We start from the raw sequence: 22858 nt of genomic DNA on the forward strand, positions 1-22858 counted from the left end.
CAGCAGCTATCATTGAAAGCCCCGGCAATTTATAGCTGAGGGCTTTTTTTATGCAAGGCAAGGAATTTGTCTGTTGCTGCTAAGCTTGTAATATTGCAGTAAACAAATCAAATCATATGTACAACGGAATCCTTCATTTGCACAACTTGCTCAGGTGGATTATCCTCATACTCCTGATAGTTAATCTGGTAAATGTTTTCGGTGGAAAAAAGAATGTTAAGCTGAGTCTCTATCTGATGATCAGTGCACACTTGATGCTGGTAATTGGCTTATACCAATACATTGCCGGCGATCTTGGAATGGCTACTTTAAAAGCTGCCGGTATGGGTCAGGTGATGAAGAATGCAGCTGCTAGGTATTGGGCTGTGGAACATATTACCGGTATGGTAATCGCTATTGTTTTGATTACACTGGGCCATGGTAGAGTAAAGCGTGATGCTGATACGAAAAAAGCAAAGCTGTATTTTTCTCTGGCATTATTGCTGATCTTGTTGATGATGCCTTGGCCATTCCGTGAGGCTATTGCACGCCCCTTGTTTCCTGGTATGTAATCGGAGTTTTTAAATAAATCAAAAGGGCACCAATTGGTGCCCTTTTCTTATGTGTTTAAGGTGACTTTCACTTCGCAACCTTTACCTGGTGAGGAAGAAATATCAACCCGTCCATCAAATAGAGATGCTCTTGTGCGCATATTGAGCAAACCAATACCACTTGTTCGTTTCTTGGTATCAAAGCCAATGCCATCATCTTTGATATTAATGTCAATGGTTTTAGACGATTCATGGTGGATAATGGAAATCCAGATATTGCTTGCTTTTGCGTGCTTGTAAATATTATTGAGTTGAATTTGAATGATGCGGTAGATGTTCATCTTTAGGTTGTGCGAAACATCATAGTCGTCAAAATTGATAATGTCCTTATGTATTTGAATTTCTGTATTGCCCTTCAGTTCGTAAACGATTGTGTCGATTGTTTCTGAGAGTTTGGAGTTGATTACGGAAGGTAATACCAGTAAGTGTGAGAGCTTTCTAATCTCATCAATCGCATTTTGCAATATCTGCTCTGTTTGCTGATAGCTTTCTTCATCATTGCGAGAGAATTTCAAGAACATCTTTGCACTCGCTAAAAGCTGATTGATATTATCGTGTAATTCTCTGCCTATTTGCGTTCTTTCTTTTTCCTGTGCGGCAATAATGGCATCGGTCATCTTTTTCTGGAATTCGCTTTGTTCTTCTTTCAGCTGTTTTTCCAGTAATACCTTTTCGGTGATATTTTCCTTAATGGCAACATAGCTTACCGTCTTTCCTTCATTGTTGATGATTGGTGCAATGGAAGCAGATTCCCAATACAGGTCGCCATTCTTTTTCTTATTGCAGAGAATGCCGCTCCATGTTTTTCCAGCTTTCAGATCATGCCACATTTCTGCATAGGTGCTGTCTGGTGTTTTACCTGATTTGAGTACACGCGGATTTTTTCCAACGACTTCCATATCTGAATAACCTGTCGTATGACAAAAAGCTGGATTTACATATTGTATGCTGCCATTCGTGTCGGTTACCACAATAGAGGAGGGGCTCTGCTCAACCATTTGTGAAAAGATTCTTAGGTCTGCCTGTATTGATTTCACTGAATGGATATTCTGGAATACACCTACTAGTTTGATGGTACTGCCATTGGCAACAATCGGTTGGCCGATAGCTCTTACCCACAGTTCTTTCCCCTTGCCTGTAATGATTTGAAGTTCCAGATCAAATTCTTCTTGTTGCTGTACCGCCTTTTCAATAGCCTGTCGAATCATGATTCTGGAAAGCCCTTCTTTGTAGAAGTTTACTGCAGTGTCTAATTCTGGTGAAAAGCTGGGACTTACTTCATGAATTTCCTTAACCATTTCTGACCAGAAAAGCTGGTTAGTAGTCAAATCTAATTCCCATGCGCCGATTTTTGCAAGGCGTGCAGCTTCTTCGTATAAACGCTCTTTTTTCCGTTTTTCTGTGATATCTGTGACTGTAACAACCCTAAGGGTTTCTCCATTTTCGCCAACAAATAATTTTGTTGTTAGAAATACATCTACCAGCGTGTTATTTTTTCTAAGTGCAGTCCATAAGTTTGGTATCCCATCTTTATCGCTCATGCTGCTCTTGTTAAATGCAGCAGCTTTTTCTCGCAATTCGTCTGGTAGTAAGTGCGTAAAATTTGTACCTATCAATTCTGCTTCTTCATAGCCAAATATTTCACAGAATTGTGGGTTAATTTTTATTAGTTTATCATTATTGTCAACAACACATATCCCCATGCCAGCACCATCGAAAATTGACTTCAGCATCATTTCGGCTGAAGCTAGTTTGTTAAAGGTGTCAATATCTTTCGTGACATCTAGTAGTCCAACGGAAATAACCGAGATTTCTTGTTGTTGATCCAGAACCGGTGTGAAATTCACCATTAAGTGAATTGGCTTTTCACTCTCTTTTTCTTTGAATATGTATTGGGTATTGATGTTCTGGCCAAGCAGACATTTCTTAAAGTTTTCAATAAAGTCGGGTAATAATTCGGCAGGTATGTAATCAATGATTGAGTGCTCTTTATGCAGGTTGTTTTTGCCTGTTCGGGTCACCAGTTTTGTGGCTTCTTCATTAAAATCTATGATGGTGTAGGTGTGGTCAATGAGAATGAAAGACTGTAAAGTGTTTTTCAGCAATGCCTGCATGTTCTTTCTCGCATTCTCTAACAAGCGCTCTTTTAAGCTTAATTCTTCGTTATTGGTTTTTAATTCCGCATAAGCAATCTGAATTTCTTCATTGGTTGACTGTAGTTCCTCATTGGTTGTTTCCAATTCTTCATTGGAGGATTGCAGCTCTTCATTTGTGGATTGCATTTCCTCATTTAGCGACTGCAATTCTTCATTGGTGGTCTCCAGTTCTTCGATATAGGTCTGTAAGTGCTCTTTGGTGGCAGCAAGCTCATGTTCTAGTTCCTTGATTCTGCCTGAGCTTACTTCGCTGGATTCAATGCCTGTTTTTTCTGTATAAATGGTCATGTCTTCCATGTCCATTTCTTCAAAGATGACAAGCGATAGTTTATTTTGGTCTCCGGCAGAAAGTAAGGGTTTTATGATAAGGCGTATATAGCTGTCTTTTTCTCCGTTCTTGATTTTTTTGATACCGCTTTTACACTCATTACCTTCTTTGTTTGATTTTGCGAGCAGCGAACGTAGCTCGATGAGTAAATCCTGACGAATCATTTTCAGGATATTGACATTCATACTGCCAGCAGGCAGGCTCAGGAAATTTTGAACATTGCCATAAATCTCTATGATGTCAAAACTGTCATTAACCAATACATAAGGGTGATCGTAATTAATGTACAATGTTTCTTTAATCAGATCTGGTATGCTGGTTTCATTTTTCTGCGGCTTATTGATTACTGGTTGATGTGGTAATCTGCCGGTTTTAAAAGAACTGAGCTTAATTGTATGCAATGCGTTCCCAATCTTTCGCTGAAACAGTTTGCTTTTACCGTCAAGCGTAGAAAACAGATCACTGTATTGTCCAACGGTTTCTGATTTTCCAAGGAAGAGGTACCCGTTGGGGTTTAAAGCATAATGGAAAACTGGTATAATATGTTTTTGCAATCCAGCGCCAAAATAGATCAGCAGGTTTCTGCAGCTGAGCAAATCTAATTTCAAGAATGGTGGATTGCTGACAAGGTCATGTCTTGAAAATAAAACCAATGATCGGATGGGTTTAATCAACTCATATTTATCACCTCTCCGTATAAAATAACCCTTGATGTATTGAGCGGGTAGACCCTTTACACTTTGTTCATCATACACTGCTTTTCTAGCATGTGCAATGGCTTCTTCATCTATGTCTGTTGCGAAAATCTGGATATTGAATTCATGCACTCGATGCTTGAGTAAATCAGTCAGCAAAAGGGCAATGCTGTAAGCTTCTTCGCCCGTGGCACACCCAGGTACCCAGATACGTATGTTGTCGCCCGTCTTTTTACTGGTAATGATCTTTTCAAGAATGGGCTGAATAGCCATATAGGCGTCATGATCCCTGAAAAATGAGGTAACGCCAATGAGAATACTGTTGAATAAAGCTTCTGCCTCTCCTGGCGTTTTCAGCAAATAGTCAACATAGTCCTCTATGTTTGAAATCTTCAAAGCCACAAATCGCTTTTCCAGTCTTCTGCAGATAGTGGATGGCTTATAGTTTGAGAAATCTGTTCCAGCTCTTTCAGAAAGTATTCTGAATATTTTTCCGAGAGGAGTATTATCGTCTGGTATGCTGTTTACAATTACCCTTTTGGCTCCCGGGTTTAACATGGCTTCTCGAATTTCTTCACCCATTTTATCGGGTGCCAACACTAGGTCTACCATGCCAGTCTCAATTGCGGCCAAGGGCATGCCATTGTACTTTGCTGTATGCGGCTCTTGCACTATGGTGAGTGCTCCAGCTTCTTTTAACACTTTGATACCTGCTGCGCCATCTGTACCGGTGCCTGATAAAATTATGCCAACACTGTGCAGCCCTACAGATGATGCCATAGATTGGAATAAGACATCCACGCATGGTTTGGGGCCTGTTGGCATCAAGGTTTTACGCAGTTCTATGAAATTGCCTACTATAGCGATATCCTTATCAGGTGGCGTGATGTAGACTTTCTTTGATTCTATAAGTTCCCCGTGTATGGCTTCTGATACACTCAGTTGGGTTTCTCTGCTAAGCAATTGCACCAGCATGCTTTTGTGTGTGGGACTCATGTGCTGGGCAATAATAATGGCAAAATTATTGAGGTCGGAGGGTAGGTTAGATAAAAACTCTTGTAATGCTTCTAATCCTCCCGCAGATGCGCCAATTGCAATTAGGTATAAGTCGTTATTGGTTGCAATGTTTTTGGCTGGCTTTACTGCTTTATTGGTAGCGGGCTTTGACATATTCAGAAATATAGCAATGTCAATTTAATAACAAGGAATTATATGTTATATGATTAATGTCAGAAAAAAGCATCAACCGCTTTTTTTGTATTCTTTGATCTCGCAATGTTGAATTTCATTGCCATCAATCTTAAACCTGACAAGGGTTGCTACCTGATGCCAGCCTTGTTTACCTGCTGCACCAGGGTTCATGAATAAACAGGACTGAGCATGATCATACTGGATATTTAAAATGTGTGAATGTCCTGTAATGAACAATTGGGGTTGGTGGAGGGCTAGTAGTTTTCTTGCTGTAGGATTGTATTTAGGTGGCTTACCACCGATATGGGTCATAAACACTTTTACTGCTTCGCAATGCCATACAAGATCTTCAGTTGTTACACTTCTGATATCTTGTCCGTCGATATTGCCATAAACAGCTCTCACTGGTTTGAAAGCCCTTAGTTGCTCCAGTAATTCCAGATTACCAATATCACCGGCATGCCAAATTTCATCACAATGCTGGAAGAATGGAAAGACCTGATCGCTCAAGTGGCCATGTGTGTCTGAAATCAGTCCAATGCTGGTCATGTGTTTTGCCCTATTTTTACGCTACGATTGCCAAATTAAGCGATTCGGCCATGCCACTCTGCAGAAACTTTACGTACTGGATTGATAAGCGCCGCTGGAAATATGTGTTCCTGCTGGCTACACTTGAATTGTCTTTGCTGATGTAGTTGTAACGGGTAACCATTCATTACTCGCTACACTCGCATGCATACAAATATTCTATCATCTATTCTATCATTCTATCATCCACTCATTCAATCATTGAACCATGCCTCATTATTATAGTTTGGGCAATCTGCCTCACAAACGTCATACGCAATTCAGAAAACCAGACGGACAATTATACAGTGAACAATTGTTCTCTACCGAAGGATTCAGCAATGATTATTCTATTCTCTATCATTGCCATCCGCCAACACAAATCATTCATACAGATGAACCATATAGTGTAGCGCCTCAGGTAGCTGAAGAAAAAATGCTCAAGCACAGAAGCTTTGAAGGGTTTAATATCAAACCCGCAAAAGATTTTTTAACTAGTCGTATTCCTGTTCTTGTGAATAATGATTGTCATATTGTATTGGCAGCCCCTCAGCAAAGCATGCAGCATTATTTCTACAAGAATGCTGATGCAGATGAAATGATTTTTGTGCATGAGGGTAGTGGTGTGCTGCATACACAGTATGGGGAATTAGCTTTTGGTTACGGCGATTATCTGGTGATTCCTCGTGGTACTATTTATCAGATCAGTTTTGCCGATGAGCATAACCGTTTGTTTATTGTAGAAAGCTTCAGCCCGATTCGTTATCCTAAGCGCTACATGAGTAAGTACGGTCAGTTGCTGGAACATTCACCTTTCTGTGAAAGGGATATTCGGGCTCCAAAGGATTTGAAAACATTTGATGAAAACGGTGATTTTGTCATCAAAACAAAGAAGAAAGGTGTAATGTATGGCCTGCATTATGCGCATCATCCATTCGATGTAGTGGGCTGGGATGGGTGCTGTTATCCTTTTGCTTTCAGTATTCATGATTTTGAACCCATTACCGGTCGCGTTCACCAACCACCTCCCGTGCATCAGACATTTGAAGCACACAACTTCGTTGTCTGCAGCTTTGTGCCCAGATTGTATGATTATCATCCTCAGGCCATTCCTGCACCATATAACCATAGCAATATCGACAGCGATGAAGTGCTTTACTATGTGGATGGTGATTTTATGAGCCGTAAGAATGTAACAAGAGGAATGATTACCCTGCATCCGGCTGGCATCCCACATGGTCCACATCCTGGAGCAGTAGAAAAAAGTATAGGAAAAAAGGAAACTCAGGAATTGGCAGTGATGGTGGATACTTTCCATCCATTGATGCTGACCAAGCAGGCTTTGGAAATTGAAAATCCGGGATATACCATGAGCTGGGCAGAATAAAGCCTTGGTCTTTCCATAGTTTTTCCTAAATTATACCATCAAAACCCAAAGCCATATGATCAAATTCAACAACATTCAAGTGGGCGATTACCTGATGGGTGAGTACGAAGGAAAAATGTGGAGGGGAGAGGTGGTTCGTCTAAACGGAGATGAAAAGCAGGTTTGCCTGCAAACCGATGTACAGGAATTCTGGTTCGAAACAGATTACTTACATCCTATTCCTATCAACGATGCAGAACTCACTGCCATGCATTTCGACAAAGAAGTGTTTGATGATGGGGCTGTGAAATACAAAAAAGGAGCATTTCGTATTGTGATCAATAAGGCGGATGATTTCAGCGGCATGGATATCTGGTACCGGGAAGACAGGAGACATCATCCTGCAATTCAGTATATCCACGAATTGCAGAATCATTACCATGATATGACCAAGGTGCACCTTACTGCAGAACCAGTTCATTAGATTGATAAGTAATGCTTTAAAAAAATATCAGGCCATGCCTGATATTTTTTTTGGCCATATCGGAATCGTTTTGCAAACTTTGTTAACCAAATGGTTAAATCAAGTGGTTAAAATAGAAAAAGATTCCAGTACAGAGCAAAGGATATTAGATGCAGCGAAAAGGGTGTTCTTTCAGAAGGGCATGGCCGGTGCGCGCATGCAGGATATTGCGGATGAAGCAGGTATCAACAAAGCTTTGTTACATTATTATTTCCGAAGCAAAGAGAACTTGCATGAAGTGATCTTTCAGCAGGCATTCGGGCAGATGATGCCCAGGGTTGCTGGTATTTTTGGCGCTGATACTGTTTTCGAAGAAAAATTGCGTGCTTTTATTGATGTCTATATCAGTATGGCTTTAGCCAATCCCTTCCTGCCCATGTTTGTGTTAGGTGAGATGCATAGTGGGGCAGATTCTATTGTGAAAAAGCACTTTTTAGCCAATATGCAACAGCTCCCTTTCGATAAAGTGCGTCAGGATATTAAGGATGCGGCTAAACGTGGGGAGATTATACCTATTGAGCCCTTGCAATTGATGTTAAATGTGATGGCATTGTGCTTGTTTCCTTTTATTGCGCGGCCGCTGTTTCAAACCATTAACCAGATTCCCGATGTGCAATATGAAAAGCTGCTGAAGGCTAGGAAAAAAGAAGTTGCAGATTTTATACTCAGATCAATTCGTCCCTGATATGTATCAAAAACAATTTACTTGGATATTGTTTGGCGTGCTGATAGCTTGTAGTATAGAAGCGCAGTCCATATTAAAACTGGAAGAAGCGCAAGCTAGAGCTGCAGCCAATTATCCCTTACTCAGACAAAAAGCATTGGCGCAGCAACAGGCACAGTTAAATGTGTCTAACCTGCAAAAAAATTTATTGCCGCAAGTATCGCTTGGCGCGCAGGCAACCTATCAGTCAGAAGTAACACAGTTGCCGATTAAACTGCCCAATATTACTGTGGATCCTTTGAGTAAGGATCAGTACCGTGCTTTGCTGGATGTAAATCAGTTGATTTATGATGGTGGTGTTATCAGACAGCAGCAATCCTTGCAGCATTTGGGTGAAAAAATCGCTAGCCAGCAAGTAGCAATAGAATTGCAAAAACTGCGCGAACGGATTAATCAGATTTACCTGGGGGCTTTGTTGCTGGAATATCAGTTGGGACAAACGGCAATTGTGGAGAAAGATCTACAGGCGGGGCTTAGTCGAATCAAAGCGCAAGTAAGTAATGGTACAGCAGTAAAAGCGGCTCAGGCAAGTATTGAAGCAGAGTTAATTCGCAATCAGCAAAGAGCAATTGAAATCAGTTTTAGTAAGCAGGGTTTGCTGGATGTGTTGGCTGTATGGATGGGAGATACTACAAGTGTGCAGTATCAATTGCTAAAGCCAGAAGAACAGATTGCTGCAGCTGACATCAGCAGACCTGAATTAACTTATTTCATGCTGCAGGATAGTGTGTACCAATTACAAAACAAGTTGGTGGATCAAAAAGCGGCGCCAAAACTGAGTGCTTTTGCACAAGGTGGTTATGGCAGACCGGGTTTAAACATGCTCAAAAATGAGTTTGCTTTTTTCTATACCACTGGTTTGCGCTTGCAGTGGTCTATCTCCAGCTTGTACACCAATAAACAGGAGAAGGAGTTGACCCGCATCAGCAGCAGAATGAATGAAGTGCAGAAAGATCAGTTCATGTTACAAACCAATGCTGCTTTACGTCAGCAGTTGGCAGAAATAAATAAATACAAGCAGTTATTGTCAACCGATCAACAGCTGATTGGGTTGCGCGTCAAAGTAAAAGAAACAGCTGCTGCACAATTAGAGAATGGTTTGATCACGCCGGCTGACTATGTGCGTGAAGTGCAGGCAGAAGATCAGGCCAGGCAGAACGCCTTGATTCATGAAATGCAATTATTGCAAGCAATTATTCAATACAATACTATTTCAGGAAAATAATGATATCAACTATGAAGCGTTATCTATCAGCTATTGTTGTACTACTCATCTTTGGCCTCGCAGCCTGTAAATCTGGTAAAGATCAGTTTGATGCTACAGGTGTGTTTGAGGCAGATGAAGTGATTGTTGCGGCAGAAAATGCCGGTCGCATTGTTCAGTTTGACGCCAACGAGGGGGATAGTTTGGTCAAAGACCAGGTGACGGTCTTTATTGACCCTGTTGGATTAGCGTTACAGAAAGCACAGGTAGAGGCGAGTATGCAAGCTTTGCAGGAAAAGACGATGGATGTTAGGCCGCAGATTAAATTGTTGGAAGAACAATTGGCGGTACAACAGGCGCAACTGAATACTTTGGAAAAAGAAAAGCAGCGCTTTAGTAAACTGGTACAAGCCGATGCCGCACCAAAAAAACAGCTGGATGATTTGTTGGCGCAAATAGATGTATTGAAGCAGCAACAGGCCGTAACCAAACAACAAATTGCAGTACAGCAGCAGATTACCGGTACGCAGAACCGTTCTATTTTAAGCGAGCAAAAGCCCTTAGAAAAAAGAGCAGCCCAATTGCAAGATCAGTTAGCAAGAACTCAAGTAAAAAATCCTTTAGCAGGTGTATTACTTACGAAGTATGCTTTAGCAGGTGAAATGACTGCTCCGGGTAAAGCATTATATAAAGTTGCTAATCTTAGTACGTTAACCTTACGCGCTTATGTTAGTGGTGCGCAATTGCCAACAATTCGCTTGAAACAAGCTGTGCAAGTGATGACTGATAATGGCAAAGGTGGTTATGATACCCACCAAGGTGTGATTACTTGGATTAGTGATAAAGCAGAGTTTACGCCTAAGACGATTCAAACAAAAGATGAGCGTGCCAATCTGGTGTATGCCATTAAAGTACAGGTTAAAAATAATGGGTTTTTAAAAATTGGTATGTACGGTGAATGTAAGTTCTAATGCAAGCAATTAACGCAATACAAATTCATAAGACGTATCGAAACGGGAAGAAACACGTAACTGCTTTGCAGGGGGTTGACCTACAAGTAAAGCGTGGCGAATTATTCGGTTTGATTGGTCCGGATGGTGCAGGCAAAACCTCGCTCATCAGAATTATTGCTACCCTCTTACTGGCAGATAAAGGTGAAGCCAAGTTAGATGGATTGGATGTAGTAAAAGAGTACAAGTCTATCAGAAAGCGCATTGGCTATATGCCGGGTAAATTTTCTTTGTATCCTGATTTAACGGTGGAAGAAAACCTATCTTTTTTTGCTACGATTTTTGGAACCACGATTGAAGCCAATTATGCATTGATTAAAGATATCTACCAGCAGATTGCGCCTTTTAAAACAAGAAGGGCTGGGAATCTTTCCGGTGGTATGAAGCAAAAACTGGCACTGAGTTGCGCCTTGATACACCGTCCCTCCGTTTTGTTATTGGATGAGCCCACTACTGGAGTGGATGCAGTATCCAGAAAAGAGTTTTGGCAAATGCTGAAGCAATTGCAACAAGAAGGAATTACGATTCTGGTCTCAACACCTTATATGGATGAAGCAGCCATGTGTGATCGTGTGGCTTTGATCCAAAACGGTAAAATCATGCGTACAGATACACCTGAAAACATTGTTGCAGGTTTTGGTGAATCCTTGTGGGCAATTGGTGGTGCGCCCATGCATCAACTCCTGCAGGTGTTGCGGAGTTATCCTGAAACTAAAACAGTATTTCCTTTCGGTGAAGTTTGTCACTGGACAAGTAAAGAAGCAGATATAGATCTAGATAATTTGCGCATATACTTATCAAAGCAGGAATTAGGTGAGATAGAAATAGCGTCTGTGTCACCGGGTATAGAAGATGTATTCATGAAATTAATGCTGGAACATGGGGTATAAGTATGCAATAACGGCTGATCAACTAACCAAACAGTTTGGTGATTTCATTGCGGTGGATCATATCAGCTTTGCTGTGCAACAAGGTGAAATATTTGGTTTTCTTGGTGCCAACGGTGCAGGTAAAACTACCGCCATGCGCATGCTCTGCGGATTAAGTTTACCCAGTTCTGGTAAAGCTACTGTGGCTGGCTATGATGTATTCACAGAAACAGAGCAGATTAAACAAAGTATTGGCTATATGAGTCAGAAGTTTTCGTTGTATGAAGACCTGACTGTTGTAGAGAATATGCGGTTTTATGGGGGTATTTATGGTATGCGTGTAGCTGCTATAAAAGACAGAGCAAAGGAAATCTTGGCACAACTGCATTTGGAAGGAGAGAAAGATACACTGGTTAAATCATTGCCACTTGGTTGGAAGCAGAAGTTGGCATTTTCTGTAGCCATGTTTCACCGTCCGGGTATTGTTTTTCTGGATGAGCCTACCGGTGGAGTAGACCCAATCACCCGGAGGGAATTCTGGAAAATGATCTATGCGGCTGCTGATGCAGGCACCACCATTTTTGTGACAACACATTATATGGATGAAGCTGAGTATTGTAATCGGGTGTCTATCATGGTAGACGGACAAATTGCAGCGATGGATACTCCCGCAGGGTTAAAAAAACAGTTCACTACAGATAGCATGGAAACCGTATTTCTTCAATTAGCCAGAAAAGCCGTGAGGACAGAATAGTATGCAACAGTTTCTATCATTTGTACGAAAAGAATTTTACCATATCCTGCGCGACAGGCGAACACTGTTCATTTTATTTGGTATGCCCATCGCACAAATCATGTTGTTTGGTTTTGCCCTAACCAATGAGGTAAAGAATTCAAAGATTGCCATACTCGATCCATCGCGTGATAACTTATCAATGCGCATTACGGAACGCTTAGAAGCTAGCCGTTACTTTGATCTGGCTACTTCGCCGCGAACCATGCAGGAAGTTGATGCTGCTTTTAAAAAAGGACAAATTAGATTGGCTGTCATATTTCCGCAGAACTTTCAACAACAGGTGTTGCATGGCAATACAGCAACTATACAGCTGATTGCAGATGCGTCGGATCCTAACACGGCAACTACCTTGGTGAATTATGCCAACGCCATTATACAAGATGAGCAATTTGCATTGAATGGGTTGCAAAAAGTTCCATACCGAATTGAGCCCCAGATGCGCATGCTGTATAATCCTCAATTGAAAGGAGCGTACAATTTTGTACCCGGTGTTATGGCAATGATTTTATTGCTGGTGTGTACGATGATGACTTCGATTGCCATCGTTAAAGAGAAAGAAACAGGTACAATGGAGATTCTGTTGGCTTCACCTTTGAAACCCATACTGGTAATTATTGCTAAAGCAGTACCTTATCTGGCAGTTAGCGCAGTTAATGTAGCGAGTATCTTACTGTTGAGTGTATTTGTACTCGACTTGCCTGTGCAGGGTAGTCTGGCTTTGTTGATAGGCGAGAGTCTTTTATTCACAGTTACATCACTAACACTTGGTTTGCTGATTTCATCTGTGACCAATTCTCAGCAAGTGGCTATGCTGATTTCGCTCATGGGCATGTTCTTGCCAACACTTATGTTCAGCGGATTTATGTTTCCGATTGAGAACATGCCTTTACCCATGCAGATTATCTCCAATATTGTTCCTGCTAAATGGTTTTTCTATATCGTGAAAGCGGTCATGATTAAAGGATTGGGCTTGCATGCAATCTGGAAAGAGACTTTGATATTGGCAGGTATGACTACTTTCTTACTATTGATTAGTATTCGTAAATACAAAATTCGTCTTGCCTGATGCGCACTATCCGATTCATACTTGAAAAAGAATTCAGGCAGGTGTTTCGTGATCCGGCTATCCTGCGGATGATGTTTATTATGCCGGTGATTCAGTTGGTGATTTTGCCTTTGACGGCAAATTATGAAGTGAAGAATGTGCAACTGGCAATCGTGGACCATGATAAATCAACCTATACCAGACAGCTGATTCAAAAAGCTTCAGCATCTGGCTATTTCATTATCCCAGGAAGCTTTGATAATTATGCAGATGCCATGGAATTGGTTGAACATGATAAGGCAGATATCATTTTGGAAATTCCAGCTGGCTTTGAACGTAGTCTGGTGAAAGAAGACCAGGCGCAGATCTTTATGGCCGTTAATGCCATCAATGGCGCTAAAGCCAATATTGGTGCAGCTTATTTGAATCAGTTGATTCGTGAGTTTAATCAGGATATTCGCTTACGCTGGATACAAATTCCCCGTTCAGGGATGTTGCCAACGATACAAACAGAACAACGCTTTTGGTTCAATATTCATATGAATTATCAACAGTTCATGGTGCCGGGGATTCTGGTGATATTACTGACCATGGTTGGGGCATTCTTGTCTGCTTTGAATATCGTAAAAGAAAAAGAAGTGGGTACAATCGAGCAGATCAATGTTACGCCGATTAAAAAACATCACTTCATTCTGGGTAAACTGATTCCTTTCTGGATCATGGGTTTGATCGTTTTAACATTAGGTCTAACTATCGCACGTGTTGTTTATGGCATAGTGCCTGTAGGTAATCTTGCACTCATTTATCTTTTTTCTGCTGTGTATTTATTGGCGGTTTTAGGTCTTGGCTTATTGGTATCCACTTTCGCACAAACCCAGCAGCAGGCTATGCTAATCTCCTTTTTCCTGATGATGGTCTTTATTCTTTTAGGTGGTTTATATACTTCCATTGATAGTATGCCCGATTGGGCGCAATGGTTAACCAAGTTTAATCCGGTTACCTACTTTATTGAAGTGATGCGGATGGTGGTACTTAAAGGAAGCACTATCGGTGATATTTTACCGCAGTTGGGTAAAGTGGCTGTTTTCGCGGTTGTGCTGAATGTTTGGGCTATATTGAGTTACCGGAAAAGGGCATAATCTTTTTGCCTTAACGCATTGATGATTTCAAGATCAGCCTGTTTATATTCGCAAAAACATGGCTGCATGAAAAAGTTGGTAATGTTTTTGCTGCTGTTTGTTGCCTGCAAAGTTTTTGCACAAGAGTTTGGTGGCAATCCTGCTTCTGTTAAGTGGAAACAAATTAATACAGATTCATTCCGAATCATATTCCCAGCTGCAATTCAAGGTCAGGCGCAACGCATTGCTAGTTTGTTAGACCAGATGCGGGTAGCACACACGCAAGGCATCGGAAAAAAGCTGGACAAAGTCAGTATTGTTTTACAGCCCTATACAACGGTGTCTAATGCCTATGTTGGCTTGGCGCCTTACAGAAGTGAGTTCTTCATGACGCCTCCGCAAAATGTATTTGAATTAGGCTCCAATAACTGGGCCAATATGCTCGCCTTACATGAGTTTAGACATGTGCAGCAATATTCCAATTTCAATAGAGGTGGTTCTGCTTTTATAGGTGCTTTGTTTGGTCAGGCAGGCAGGGCAGTAGCGAATGCCTTGGCAGTACCTGATTGGTTTTTTGAAGGTGACGCCGTAGTGAATGAAACCATCTTGTCTGCACAGGGTCGTGGACGAACACCGCTGTTCATGAACAGTTTTCGCGTACTACATGATGCCGGCCGAAAAGATGGTTATCAGCAATGGCGCAATGGTTCTTTTAGAAAATATTACCCCAATCATTATGAGTTGGGTTATTTATTGGTGCAGTCAGGAAGAAAAAAATATGGCCCTGATATCTGGGCGAAAATTACTAGTGATGCGGCAGCTTATCGTTCACTGATTTATCCATTTCAATCAGCATTTAAAAAACATACAGGTTCAGCTTATCGAGATTTTGTTCAAAACACGATGGGCTTGCTGCAAACCGAATGGGCAAATCAACCCAAGACTGCGATGAACTGGTTGAGCCAGCCTTTGAAAGGTGATGTGGTAGATCAGCAGTATGTGTACCCAGCTGAAGAAGGGGTAGTGTATCTACAAAAAAGCAGGAGTCGTGTTCCCGCATTTTATCTGAACGATCTGAAAGGTAATATACAGCGTATCGCTACCAGATCTATTGCGGTGGATGATTATTTCTCTTACAGAAATGGTAGATTGGTATTCGCTGCATTTCATGCGGATGCCCGTTGGGGTAATAGAGACTTTACAGATATCCGCATCCTGAGTTTGTTAGACAGACAGGAAAAAGTGATTCGTTCAAAAGTGAAACTGTTTTCACCTGATATCAGTGTTGATGGAGAAAAGATTGTAGCAGTACACAGCAGTGATGCAGATAGTGCTGCTTTGGTGTTAATGGATAAGACGGGTAAAGTAATCTATGAAATGGGTTTTCCAGGACATATTATTACGCATCCTAAGTTTGATAAGAGTGACCATACAGTATTTGCTGCAGCACGAAATCTTTCAGGGGCTATGGGCTTATTGCAATGGCAGCCTGCAGCGCAAAAGCTGGATACTTTGTTATCCTTTGCCAACAGACCTTTAGGTTTCTTGCAAGTACAGGGAGATACGTTGTTCTTCACTGCAACACAGGACGGGCGTGATGCACAGTATGCCATGTCTTTGTCGAGCAGACAGGTATGGTTGATGGCTACACATCCTACCGGCTGGTACCAATCTGCAATGGTGCATGGTCAAATAATCGGCTCTGTGTTTACGGCAGATGGCTTTAGGCTGGCAGCCATGCAACCTCTTTGGCAAAAGGTGAATCTTGATCAGCCTGTGCAGGCTTTGTATACGGGCTATAATGGGCAGGATACACCCAATAGTACATTTCGTACACAAAATAGCTACGCAATTACCCCTTATCGAAAGACAAGAGGCTTTGTCAATATTCATAGCTGGATACCCAATTATACTGATCCCGAATGGAGCTTTACTGCTTATGGTGAAAATGTGTTGAGTACGCTTCAAACAGAGTTTGGTTATACCTATAATGAAAACGAGGGTAGCAGCAAGTTGGCCTTTGGTGGGGTTTATGGCGGTAGTTATGTACAGCCCGTAGCTGGAGTGGCCAAAACATGGAACAGAAGTTTTCGATACAGACCCGATACTACTTTACACTGGAATGAAACAGAATGGTATGCCGGCTTGCAATTGCCTTTGAATTTTACCGCAGGCAGATTGTATAAAAGGCTGCTCTTGCGTTCAACCTATCATCAGGAGGGGGTGGCTTGGACAGGTATTGCACAGCGACTTGCGCGAAACAGAACGGTTGGCTACGCACAGGCAGAGCTGCAATACACCATGCAGATGCAAAAAGCCATGCAGCAGATATTCCCGCATTTTGCACTGAGTGTCTTAACAAGGTATCGTTCAGCAACGGGAAACACCACTGCCAATCAACTGCTGTTTAGTGGGTCTTTGTACTTACCCGGATTGCATCGCAATCATAGTGTGGTGCTTAGTCTTGCAGCGCATGCGCGTGATACCATGAATCAATATGTATTTAGTAATAGTTTTCCTTTTTCAAGAGGGTACACTTCAGTTGACTATCCGCGGATGTGGAAATATGGAGTAAACTATCATTTGTCTCTACTTTATCCGGATGCTGGTGTGGCCAATTTTGTTTACCTGCTTCGGGTAAGGGCCAATGCATTTTTTGATCATACTATTGCCAAGAGCTTGCGTACGGGCAGAACTTTCTGGTTTAGATCGGCAGGAGCAGAGCTCACTTTTGATACGCGTTGGTTTAACCAGCAGCCATTATCAATAGGGATACGTTATAGCAGGTTGTTGGATCAACCTTTTGTGGCAAGTGATCCGCTCAATGCCTGGGAAATCATCCTGCCCATGAATCTCTGGCGTTAACGCTTATCCTTGGGTATGTACTGATTGGCCCGAATATTTTTTCGGCCAGGCTGGCGGTTTCTATCAATCTCTTGGTGCGTGTTGCTGGTGTTTTTGCATTGCCAATCCATTCCAGAATCCCTCTTTTGGTGGAAGGGGGAAATGCGTCAAAGTTTTTAGCCGCTCCGGGGTATGCTTTAAAAGTATCTTTCAGGTCTTTGGGAATGATGAGTTGATCCACTTCATTCAAGGCATCCCATTTGCCATTCTTTTTGGCAATATCGATCATGGCCTGACCAGCAGGCATCATCAACCCGGCTTTCTGCAATTTGGCAACCCGGGTTTTATTGAGGGCACTCCAATTACTTGAGGGCTTTCTTTTAGCAAAGAATAGATAATAGCTTTCTTCATCCCGCTTATTGGGCTTGCTGTCAACCCAGCCAAAGCAAAGGGCTTCTTCCACCGCTGCATCGTAACCAATAGCGTGTGTGCCGCTTTCTTTTTTATACAGAATCAGCCAGATACTGTCTTTTTTCTGGTGATACTTGTCCAGCCAGTTCCGCCAGGCAGCCCGGTCTTTGGGGTAGAAAGCATCCTTTTCTTCGTTCATTTTCAATGTGTTTGCGCTAGTTTTGCCCGGCAAAAAGGCAAATCGGGCTGTGGATATGTGGGTTTTCCCACAAATTCGGGAATTTTTTCCACTAAATTTTCATATTTCAGCCGATGTCTACTATCTTTGCAGCCCCAAATTTTGTATGTCGAAACAACCGTTGATTAAACAAGATGGCGTTATTCTGGAAGCTTTGAGTAATGCTATGTTCAGGGTGAAGCTGGAAAATGGCCATGAAATATTGGCTACGATCTCAGGAAAAATGAGGATGCACTATATCCGCATTTTGCCAGGCGACAAAGTAGGGGTGGAGATGAGTCCGTATGATTTGAGCAGAGGTAGAATCATCTTCCGATATAAATAAGTAGAATCAGCTTTAAGCCCGTGCTTAAGCTTAATAAACAGGTAAAACTGAATAACAATGAAAGTAAGAGCTTCTGTAAAAAAGCGTAGCGCCGACTGCAAGATTGTACGCAGAAAGGGCAAGCTGTACATCATTAACAAAAAGAATCCTCGCTTTAAGCAGCGTCAGGGATAATCCGTTATTAAACCAAGAAAATAAGCAATCATTATGGCCCGTATTGCCGGTGTTGATTTACCCAAGAATAAAAGAGGAGAAATAGGTCTTACCTATATCTTCGGTATCGGTCGTTCTACTGCCCGTCAGATTCTGGACAGTGCGAACATCAGTTACGATAAGAAAGTAAACGAGTGGAATGACGACGAACTGTCTGCCATCCGTAATTTCATTACCAACGAACTGAAAGTAGAAGGTGCGTTGCGTTCTGAAGTGCAGATGAACATCAAGCGTTTGCTGGATATCGCCTGCTACCGTGGTCTCCGTCATCGTAAAGGTCTGCCTGTTCGTGGTCAGCGTACCAAGACAAACAGCCGTACGAGAAAAGGTAAGCGTAAGACAGTTGCCGGTAAGAAGAAGGCACCTAAGAAATAAGCTTAATCGCCTGAAAGCGCTCCCAGAAAATGGTTGCGCTTTCGGTCTTTTATACAACTGCTGGATCACTCTGTCAAAAACAGGGTAGGAGGCAGAAATTTTAGAAGAATACCTCAAACAAAAAGTAAATGGCAAAACCAGCAAAAGCACAAAACAGTGCAAAAGCAGCCGCCAAAAAGCGGAACGTAAAAGTGGATGCTGCAGGTGATGTACACATCAACGCAACATTCAACAACATCATTATCAGCTTTACCAACAAGCAGGGTCAGGTAATTTCTTGGTCTTCTGCAGGTAAAATGGGTTTCAAAGGTTCTAAGAAGAACACACCGTATGCAGCACAGATGGCTGCCGCAGATGCTGCGAAAGTAGCTTCTGAAGCAGGTCTGAAGCGTGTAGACGTTTTCGTGAAAGGTCCTGGTGCCGGTCGTGAAAGCTCTATCCGCATGATTGCAAACTCTGGTATTGAAGTTACTTCTATCAAGGATATCACACCGCTACCACACAACGGTTGTCGTCCTCCGAAGCAGAGAAGAGTTTAACAGCGCGTCCCGTGAAAGCGGGACAGCTTAACATACTGAGTCCAGTAGCGATTCATTTTAAAAAAGGTTGCCCGATTAATTTTTTACGATTTTTTACCGATCGGCGCAACGAAATCTAAAAAAATCGAAATGAATAAACACTATGGCACGTTACACAGGTCCAAAGACCAAAATTTCCCGCATTTTCGGAGAGCCCATCCTCGGCAACTCCAAGTCACTGTCTAAGAACAGCAACCCTCCAGGTCAGCATGGTGCTGCACGTAAGCGTAAGAGCTTAGGTGAATATGCCCTGCAGCTGCGCGAAAAGCAGAAGGCCAAGTACACTTACGGTGTATTGGAGCGTCAGTTCCGCAAAACATTTGAAGAAGCAGCCCGTCTGAAGGGTGTAACCGGTGAAAACCTGATCAAGCTGTTAGAAGCTCGTTTGGATAACACGGTTTACCGTATGGGTCTTACTGCCAGCCGTCCTGAAGCTCGTCAGCTGGTTAGCCACAAGCACATCACTGTAAATGGTGAAGTGGTAAACGTACCTTCTTTCCAACTGAAGCCAGGCGATATCGTTGCTTATGCTCCTAAGAGCGTAAACAGCTCATCTGTACTGAGCAAAGTACGTGGTAAGAATCCTAAGTTCAACTGGGTTGACTGGAACGAAACCGAAAAGAAAGGTACTTTCATCAGCTACCCTGAGAGAGAGAGCGTTCCTGAGAACATCAAAGAACAACTGATCGTTGAATTGTACTCTAAGTAATAGGTACAATTGATTGATTCTGTTCGTTTTCGAAACTGACATCTAATTCAAACAAGCCTGGCAACAGGCAATAAAACCGGAGTGTAAAATGGCTATTTTAAACTTCCAGAAGCCCGACAAAATCGTTCTGCAGAAAGCTACAGATTTTGAAGGTCAATTCGAGTTCCGTCCGCTTGAACCCGGCTACGGTCTCACTATCGGTAATGCCCTCAGAAGAGTATTGCTGAATTCTTTAGAAGGTTATGCAATCAACGGTATCAAGATTGACGGTGTAGACCATGAGTTTGCCACCATCAAGGGTGTTACTGAAGACGTAACTGAAATTATCCTGAACCTGAAGCAGGTACGTTTCAAGAAAACTGTTGACCACGATGTGGCACAGGAGAAAGTAACCCTGTCTATCAAAGGTCGTACTGAATTTACTGCAGCTATGATTGGTGAAGTATCTCAGCAGTTTCAGGTAATGAACCCTGAACTGGTGATTTGCACCATGGATACTACTGCAAAAATTGATATCGAACTGACTATCGCACGTGGTCGTGGTTATATCCCAGCTGAAGAGAATCGTCTGAAAGATGGTCCTTTCGGGTATATCGCTATCGACTCTATCCACACACCGATCAAAAATGTGAAATACAGCATTGAGAACTATCGTGTGGAGCAGCGTACAGACTATGAGAAACTGATCCTTGAAGTTTCTACAGATGGTACTATCCATCCTGAAGAAGCTGTGAAGCAGGCTTCTCGTATCCTGATCCAGCACCTGATGATCATCACTGATGAAAACATCACTTTCGATTCGAAAGAAGATAAGAAAGAAGATGTGGTAGATGAGCAGGTACTGCAATTGCGTAAAGTATTGAAAACACCACTGGAAGATCTGGATCTGAGCGTACGTGCTTTCAACTGTTTGAAAGCTGCTAAGATCAACAGCCTGAGCGAACTGGTTCAGTACGAGCAGGAAGACCTGATGAAGTTCCGCAACTTCGGTCAGAAGTCACTGAGCGAGATCGAACAGGTACTGACTGAAAGAGGTCTGAGCTTCGGCATGGATCTGGGTAAGTTGGGTGTAGACGATCTGTCCTAATCACAATCGCCGAAAGGCAATTTATCATCAGTAGTCTGCATGCCTTGACACGGTGCAGATGAAATAAAACTAAACGTCATGCGTCACGGAGACAAAATCAACAACCTCGGCCGTAAGAAGGCCCACAGAGAAGCATTGCTGAGCAACTTAGCAAGCCAGCTGATCACACACAAGCGTATTGTTACTACTTTGGCTAAAGCCAAGGCACTGCGTGCTTATATCGAGCCACTGATTACCAAGACTAAGAAGACTGGTTCTCAGGAGCAAGTAATGCACCAACACCGCGTAGTGTTCAGCCATTTGCAGGATAAAGCTGCTGTGAAAGAACTGTTCACTGTAGTTGGTCCAAAAGTAGCTGCTCGCCCAGGTGGTTATACCCGCATTCTGAAGCTCGGTATCCGCGTAGGTGATAACGCTGAGCAAGCAATGATTGAACTGGTTGACTTCAACGAAATCTACGGTAAAGGTGTTGCTAAGCAGGAAACTGCCAAGAAAACCCGTCGTAGCCGTGCTACTACTAAGAAAGCGAAAACTGAAGAAGCTGCACCAGCAGCTGAAGCAGCCGCTCCTGCAGCAGAAGCACCAGCATCAACAGAAGAAAAAGCAGCTGAATAATGTTTCAGCGCTTTCCATATCAAAGGCAAAACCATTTCGGTTTTGCCTTTTTTCATGTTAGCAACTTTTCACGCATAATCTGCGTAGTTTATCATTTTTTTGCAACCGAAAAACCCTTCTCATGCCTCACCAACAAGCTCCCGCAATTCTGCTATTAGCCGATGGTCATGTGTTTTATGGCAAAGCATTCGGCATGCCTGGCACCACCACGGGAGAGATTTGTTTCAATACCGGTATGACCGGCTATCAGGAAGTATTTACCGATCCAAGCTATACCGGACAGGTATTGATCATGAACAGTGTACACATCGGTAACTATGGAGTGAAAGATTCTGATGTAGAAAGCAGCTCAGTAAAAATTCGCGGATTGATATGCCGTAACCTCGAAGATCAATACAGCCGTATGATGGCCAAGGGGTCATTAGGTGAATACCTTGTTGCCAATAAGATTGTAGCGATCGAAGGTGTGGATACCAGAGCACTGGTAGCCCATATTCGCACCAAGGGTGCCATGAACTGTATCATCTCTACTGAGATTACTGATCTTGACGCCCTGAAGCGTGAATTGGATGCCTGCCCCAATATGGATGGTCTGGAATTAGCCAGTACAGTAAGTACTACAGAAGAGTATGAGTTGGGTAATCCAAACAGCGATGTAAAAGTGGCTGTACTGGATTTTGGTGTGAAGCAGCATATTCTGCAGTGTTTGGTAGATCGTGGCGCCCATGTGCGTGTGCATCCTGCCAAGACGCCATTTAGTCGTTTACAAGAATTCCAGCCTAAAGGATATTTCATTTCTAACGGTCCCGGTGATCCTGCCGCCATGCCTTATGCTATTGAAACAGTGAAAGCCATTTTGGATGAAGCTAAACCAACATTTGGCATTTGTCTGGGGCATCAGCTACTAGCTTTGGCAAATGATATTCCTACTTTCAAAATGCACCATGGTCACCGCGGATTGAACCATCCGGTGAAAAATATCATTACCGGACAATGTGAGATTACCACACAGAACCACGGATTTGGTGTTGATCCGGAAGCGGTACGAAAGCATCCCAATGTGGAGATTACCCACGTGAACCTGAATGATGACAGCATTGAAGGTATCCGCCTCAAGCATAAGCCCGCATTCAGCGTACAATACCATCCGGAAAGCACACCTGGTCCACATGATAGCCGCTATCTGTTTGATCAGTTTGTACAGATGATGCAGTAATTGTAAGCAGAAATTAAAAAATAATGAAAAAGCACCTATAGGGTGCTTTTTTACTTTTGTATGCA

At 42.5% G+C, this 22858-nt stretch carries 22 protein-coding genes; 19 read left to right on the forward strand and 3 right to left on the reverse strand.

Annotation, left to right across the window (positions count from 1 at the left end):
• Positions 1-116 precede the first annotated feature (116 nt).
• Complete coding sequence (locus J0L83_02275; GenBank protein MBN8663369.1) at positions 117-551, forward strand: hypothetical protein; 435 nt, start codon at positions 117-119, stop codon at positions 549-551.
• 47 nt (positions 552-598) lie between these two features.
• Here J0L83_02275 and J0L83_02280 read toward each other — a convergent pair whose 3' ends face one another.
• Both J0L83_02280 and J0L83_02285 read right to left on the reverse strand, forming a co-directional pair.
• A complete protein-coding gene (locus tag J0L83_02280) occupies positions 599-4939 on the reverse strand; it encodes a PAS domain S-box protein (protein ID MBN8663370.1) in 4341 nt (1446 codons plus the stop codon).
• A 72-nt stretch (positions 4940-5011) separates the two neighbouring features.
• Complete coding sequence (locus J0L83_02285; GenBank protein ID MBN8663371.1) at positions 5012-5509, reverse strand: metallophosphoesterase family protein; 498 nt, start codon at positions 5507-5509, stop codon at positions 5012-5014.
• Between the two features lie 247 nt (positions 5510-5756).
• Here J0L83_02285 and J0L83_02290 point away from each other — a divergent pair, with 247 nt between their 5' ends.
• The 10 genes from J0L83_02290 (at position 5757) to J0L83_02335 (ending at position 17047) form a co-directional block, all read left to right on the forward strand.
• The gene (locus J0L83_02290; protein MBN8663372.1) at positions 5757-6914 is read left to right on the forward strand and encodes a homogentisate 1,2-dioxygenase; all 1158 of its coding nucleotides are present in this window, start codon (positions 5757-5759) and stop codon (positions 6912-6914) included.
• A gap of 55 nt (positions 6915-6969) precedes the next feature.
• Positions 6970-7377, forward strand: coding sequence for a hypothetical protein (locus J0L83_02295; GenBank protein ID MBN8663373.1), 408 nt, complete (start codon positions 6970-6972; stop codon positions 7375-7377).
• 34 nt (positions 7378-7411) lie between these two features.
• Positions 7412-8101 (forward strand): TetR/AcrR family transcriptional regulator, encoded by a 690-nt coding sequence (locus J0L83_02300; GenBank protein MBN8663374.1) that lies wholly within the window; start codon positions 7412-7414, stop codon positions 8099-8101.
• Position 8102: 1 nt separating this feature from the next.
• Entirely contained in the window at positions 8103-9365 is a 1263-nt protein-coding gene (locus J0L83_02305; GenBank protein MBN8663375.1) for a TolC family protein, read from the forward strand.
• Between the two features lie 11 nt (positions 9366-9376).
• Positions 9377-10315, forward strand: a complete 939-nt coding sequence (locus J0L83_02310) for an HlyD family efflux transporter periplasmic adaptor subunit (protein MBN8663376.1) — start codon at positions 9377-9379, stop codon at positions 10313-10315.
• Positions 10315-11244, forward strand: coding sequence for an ABC transporter ATP-binding protein (locus J0L83_02315; GenBank protein ID MBN8663377.1), 930 nt, complete (start codon positions 10315-10317; stop codon positions 11242-11244). Before J0L83_02310 ends, J0L83_02315 begins: the two co-directional genes overlap by 1 nt.
• A complete protein-coding gene (locus tag J0L83_02320; protein MBN8663378.1) occupies positions 11234-11977 on the forward strand; it encodes an ABC transporter ATP-binding protein in 744 nt (247 codons plus the stop codon). The genes J0L83_02315 and J0L83_02320 overlap by 11 nt, the downstream gene beginning before the upstream one ends.
• A gap of 1 nt (position 11978) precedes the next feature.
• On the forward strand, positions 11979-13085 hold the full coding sequence (locus tag J0L83_02325; GenBank protein ID MBN8663379.1) for an ABC transporter permease: 1107 nt from the start codon (positions 11979-11981) through the stop codon (positions 13083-13085).
• Positions 13085-14203 carry an ABC transporter permease gene (locus J0L83_02330; protein MBN8663380.1) on the forward strand — a complete coding sequence of 373 codons (1119 nt, stop codon included), beginning with the start codon at positions 13085-13087 and terminating at the stop codon, positions 14201-14203. Before J0L83_02325 ends, J0L83_02330 begins: the two co-directional genes overlap by 1 nt.
• Positions 14204-14269: 66 nt before the next feature.
• The gene (locus tag J0L83_02335) at positions 14270-17047 is read left to right on the forward strand and encodes a hypothetical protein (GenBank protein ID MBN8663381.1); all 2778 of its coding nucleotides are present in this window, start codon (positions 14270-14272) and stop codon (positions 17045-17047) included.
• Here J0L83_02335 and J0L83_02340 read toward each other — a convergent pair.
• Complete coding sequence (locus J0L83_02340; protein MBN8663382.1) at positions 17019-17636, reverse strand: YdeI/OmpD-associated family protein; 618 nt, start codon at positions 17634-17636, stop codon at positions 17019-17021. The two genes, J0L83_02335 and J0L83_02340, sit on opposite strands and share 29 nt — an antisense overlap.
• Positions 17637-17781: 145 nt before the next feature.
• Between J0L83_02340 and infA the strand changes: the two genes are divergently transcribed.
• From infA to carA, 8 genes are all read left to right on the forward strand, one after another.
• A complete protein-coding gene (infA, locus tag J0L83_02345) occupies positions 17782-18000 on the forward strand; it encodes a translation initiation factor IF-1 (GenBank protein ID MBN8663383.1) in 219 nt (72 codons plus the stop codon).
• A 57-nt stretch (positions 18001-18057) separates the two neighbouring features.
• Positions 18058-18174, forward strand: a complete 117-nt coding sequence (ykgO, locus tag J0L83_02350; protein ID MBN8663384.1) for a type B 50S ribosomal protein L36 — start codon at positions 18058-18060, stop codon at positions 18172-18174.
• Between the two features lie 33 nt (positions 18175-18207).
• Positions 18208-18588 (forward strand): 30S ribosomal protein S13, encoded by a 381-nt coding sequence (rpsM, locus tag J0L83_02355; protein MBN8663385.1) that lies wholly within the window; start codon positions 18208-18210, stop codon positions 18586-18588.
• Between the two features lie 128 nt (positions 18589-18716).
• Complete coding sequence (rpsK, locus tag J0L83_02360; protein ID MBN8663386.1) at positions 18717-19127, forward strand: 30S ribosomal protein S11; 411 nt, start codon at positions 18717-18719, stop codon at positions 19125-19127.
• Between the two features lie 142 nt (positions 19128-19269).
• Positions 19270-19875, forward strand: a complete 606-nt coding sequence (gene rpsD, locus J0L83_02365) for a 30S ribosomal protein S4 (GenBank protein ID MBN8663387.1) — start codon at positions 19270-19272, stop codon at positions 19873-19875.
• Between the two features lie 88 nt (positions 19876-19963).
• On the forward strand, positions 19964-20962 hold the full coding sequence (locus J0L83_02370) for a DNA-directed RNA polymerase subunit alpha (protein MBN8663388.1): 999 nt from the start codon (positions 19964-19966) through the stop codon (positions 20960-20962).
• A 78-nt stretch (positions 20963-21040) separates the two neighbouring features.
• Positions 21041-21577: a 50S ribosomal protein L17 gene (gene rplQ / locus J0L83_02375; protein MBN8663389.1), complete on the forward strand. Its 537-nt coding sequence runs from the start codon at positions 21041-21043 to the stop codon at positions 21575-21577.
• A gap of 121 nt (positions 21578-21698) precedes the next feature.
• Entirely contained in the window at positions 21699-22793 is a 1095-nt protein-coding gene (gene carA, locus J0L83_02380) for a glutamine-hydrolyzing carbamoyl-phosphate synthase small subunit (protein ID MBN8663390.1), read from the forward strand.
• Positions 22794-22858 lie beyond the last annotated feature (65 nt).

It is taken from the genome of Chitinophagales bacterium, assembly GCA_017303835.1.
Classification (GTDB): Bacteria; Bacteroidota; Bacteroidia; order Chitinophagales; family Chitinophagaceae; genus JAFLBI01.

Bases quoted from the DNA above. Each gene is read 5' to 3' on its own strand.
- J0L83_02275 (MBN8663369.1), top strand. From the start codon at position 117: ATGTACAACGGAATCCTTCATTTGCACAACTTGCTCAGGTGGATTATC.
- J0L83_02280 (MBN8663370.1), bottom strand. From the start codon at position 4,939: ATGTCAAAGCCCGCTACCAATAAAGCAGTAAAGCCAGCCAAAAACATT.
- J0L83_02285 (MBN8663371.1), bottom strand. From the start codon at position 5,509: ATGACCAGCATTGGACTGATTTCAGACACACATGGCCACTTGAGCGAT.
- J0L83_02290 (MBN8663372.1), top strand. From the start codon at position 5,757: ATGCCTCATTATTATAGTTTGGGCAATCTGCCTCACAAACGTCATACG.
- J0L83_02295 (MBN8663373.1), top strand. From the start codon at position 6,970: ATGATCAAATTCAACAACATTCAAGTGGGCGATTACCTGATGGGTGAG.
- J0L83_02300 (MBN8663374.1), top strand. From the start codon at position 7,412: ATGCCTGATATTTTTTTTGGCCATATCGGAATCGTTTTGCAAACTTTG.
- J0L83_02305 (MBN8663375.1), top strand. From the start codon at position 8,103: ATGTATCAAAAACAATTTACTTGGATATTGTTTGGCGTGCTGATAGCT.
- J0L83_02310 (MBN8663376.1), top strand. From the start codon at position 9,377: ATGAAGCGTTATCTATCAGCTATTGTTGTACTACTCATCTTTGGCCTC.
- J0L83_02315 (MBN8663377.1), top strand. From the start codon at position 10,315: ATGCAAGCAATTAACGCAATACAAATTCATAAGACGTATCGAAACGGG.
- J0L83_02320 (MBN8663378.1), top strand. From the start codon at position 11,234: ATGGGGTATAAGTATGCAATAACGGCTGATCAACTAACCAAACAGTTT.
- J0L83_02325 (MBN8663379.1), top strand. From the start codon at position 11,979: ATGCAACAGTTTCTATCATTTGTACGAAAAGAATTTTACCATATCCTG.
- J0L83_02330 (MBN8663380.1), top strand. From the start codon at position 13,085: ATGCGCACTATCCGATTCATACTTGAAAAAGAATTCAGGCAGGTGTTT.
- J0L83_02335 (MBN8663381.1), top strand. From the start codon at position 14,270: ATGAAAAAGTTGGTAATGTTTTTGCTGCTGTTTGTTGCCTGCAAAGTT.
- J0L83_02340 (MBN8663382.1), bottom strand. From the start codon at position 17,636: ATGAACGAAGAAAAGGATGCTTTCTACCCCAAAGACCGGGCTGCCTGG.
- infA (MBN8663383.1), top strand. From the start codon at position 17,782: ATGTCGAAACAACCGTTGATTAAACAAGATGGCGTTATTCTGGAAGCT.
- ykgO (MBN8663384.1), top strand. From the start codon at position 18,058: ATGAAAGTAAGAGCTTCTGTAAAAAAGCGTAGCGCCGACTGCAAGATT.
- rpsM (MBN8663385.1), top strand. From the start codon at position 18,208: ATGGCCCGTATTGCCGGTGTTGATTTACCCAAGAATAAAAGAGGAGAA.
- rpsK (MBN8663386.1), top strand. From the start codon at position 18,717: ATGGCAAAACCAGCAAAAGCACAAAACAGTGCAAAAGCAGCCGCCAAA.
- rpsD (MBN8663387.1), top strand. From the start codon at position 19,270: ATGGCACGTTACACAGGTCCAAAGACCAAAATTTCCCGCATTTTCGGA.
- J0L83_02370 (MBN8663388.1), top strand. From the start codon at position 19,964: ATGGCTATTTTAAACTTCCAGAAGCCCGACAAAATCGTTCTGCAGAAA.
- rplQ (MBN8663389.1), top strand. From the start codon at position 21,041: ATGCGTCACGGAGACAAAATCAACAACCTCGGCCGTAAGAAGGCCCAC.
- carA (MBN8663390.1), top strand. From the start codon at position 21,699: ATGCCTCACCAACAAGCTCCCGCAATTCTGCTATTAGCCGATGGTCAT.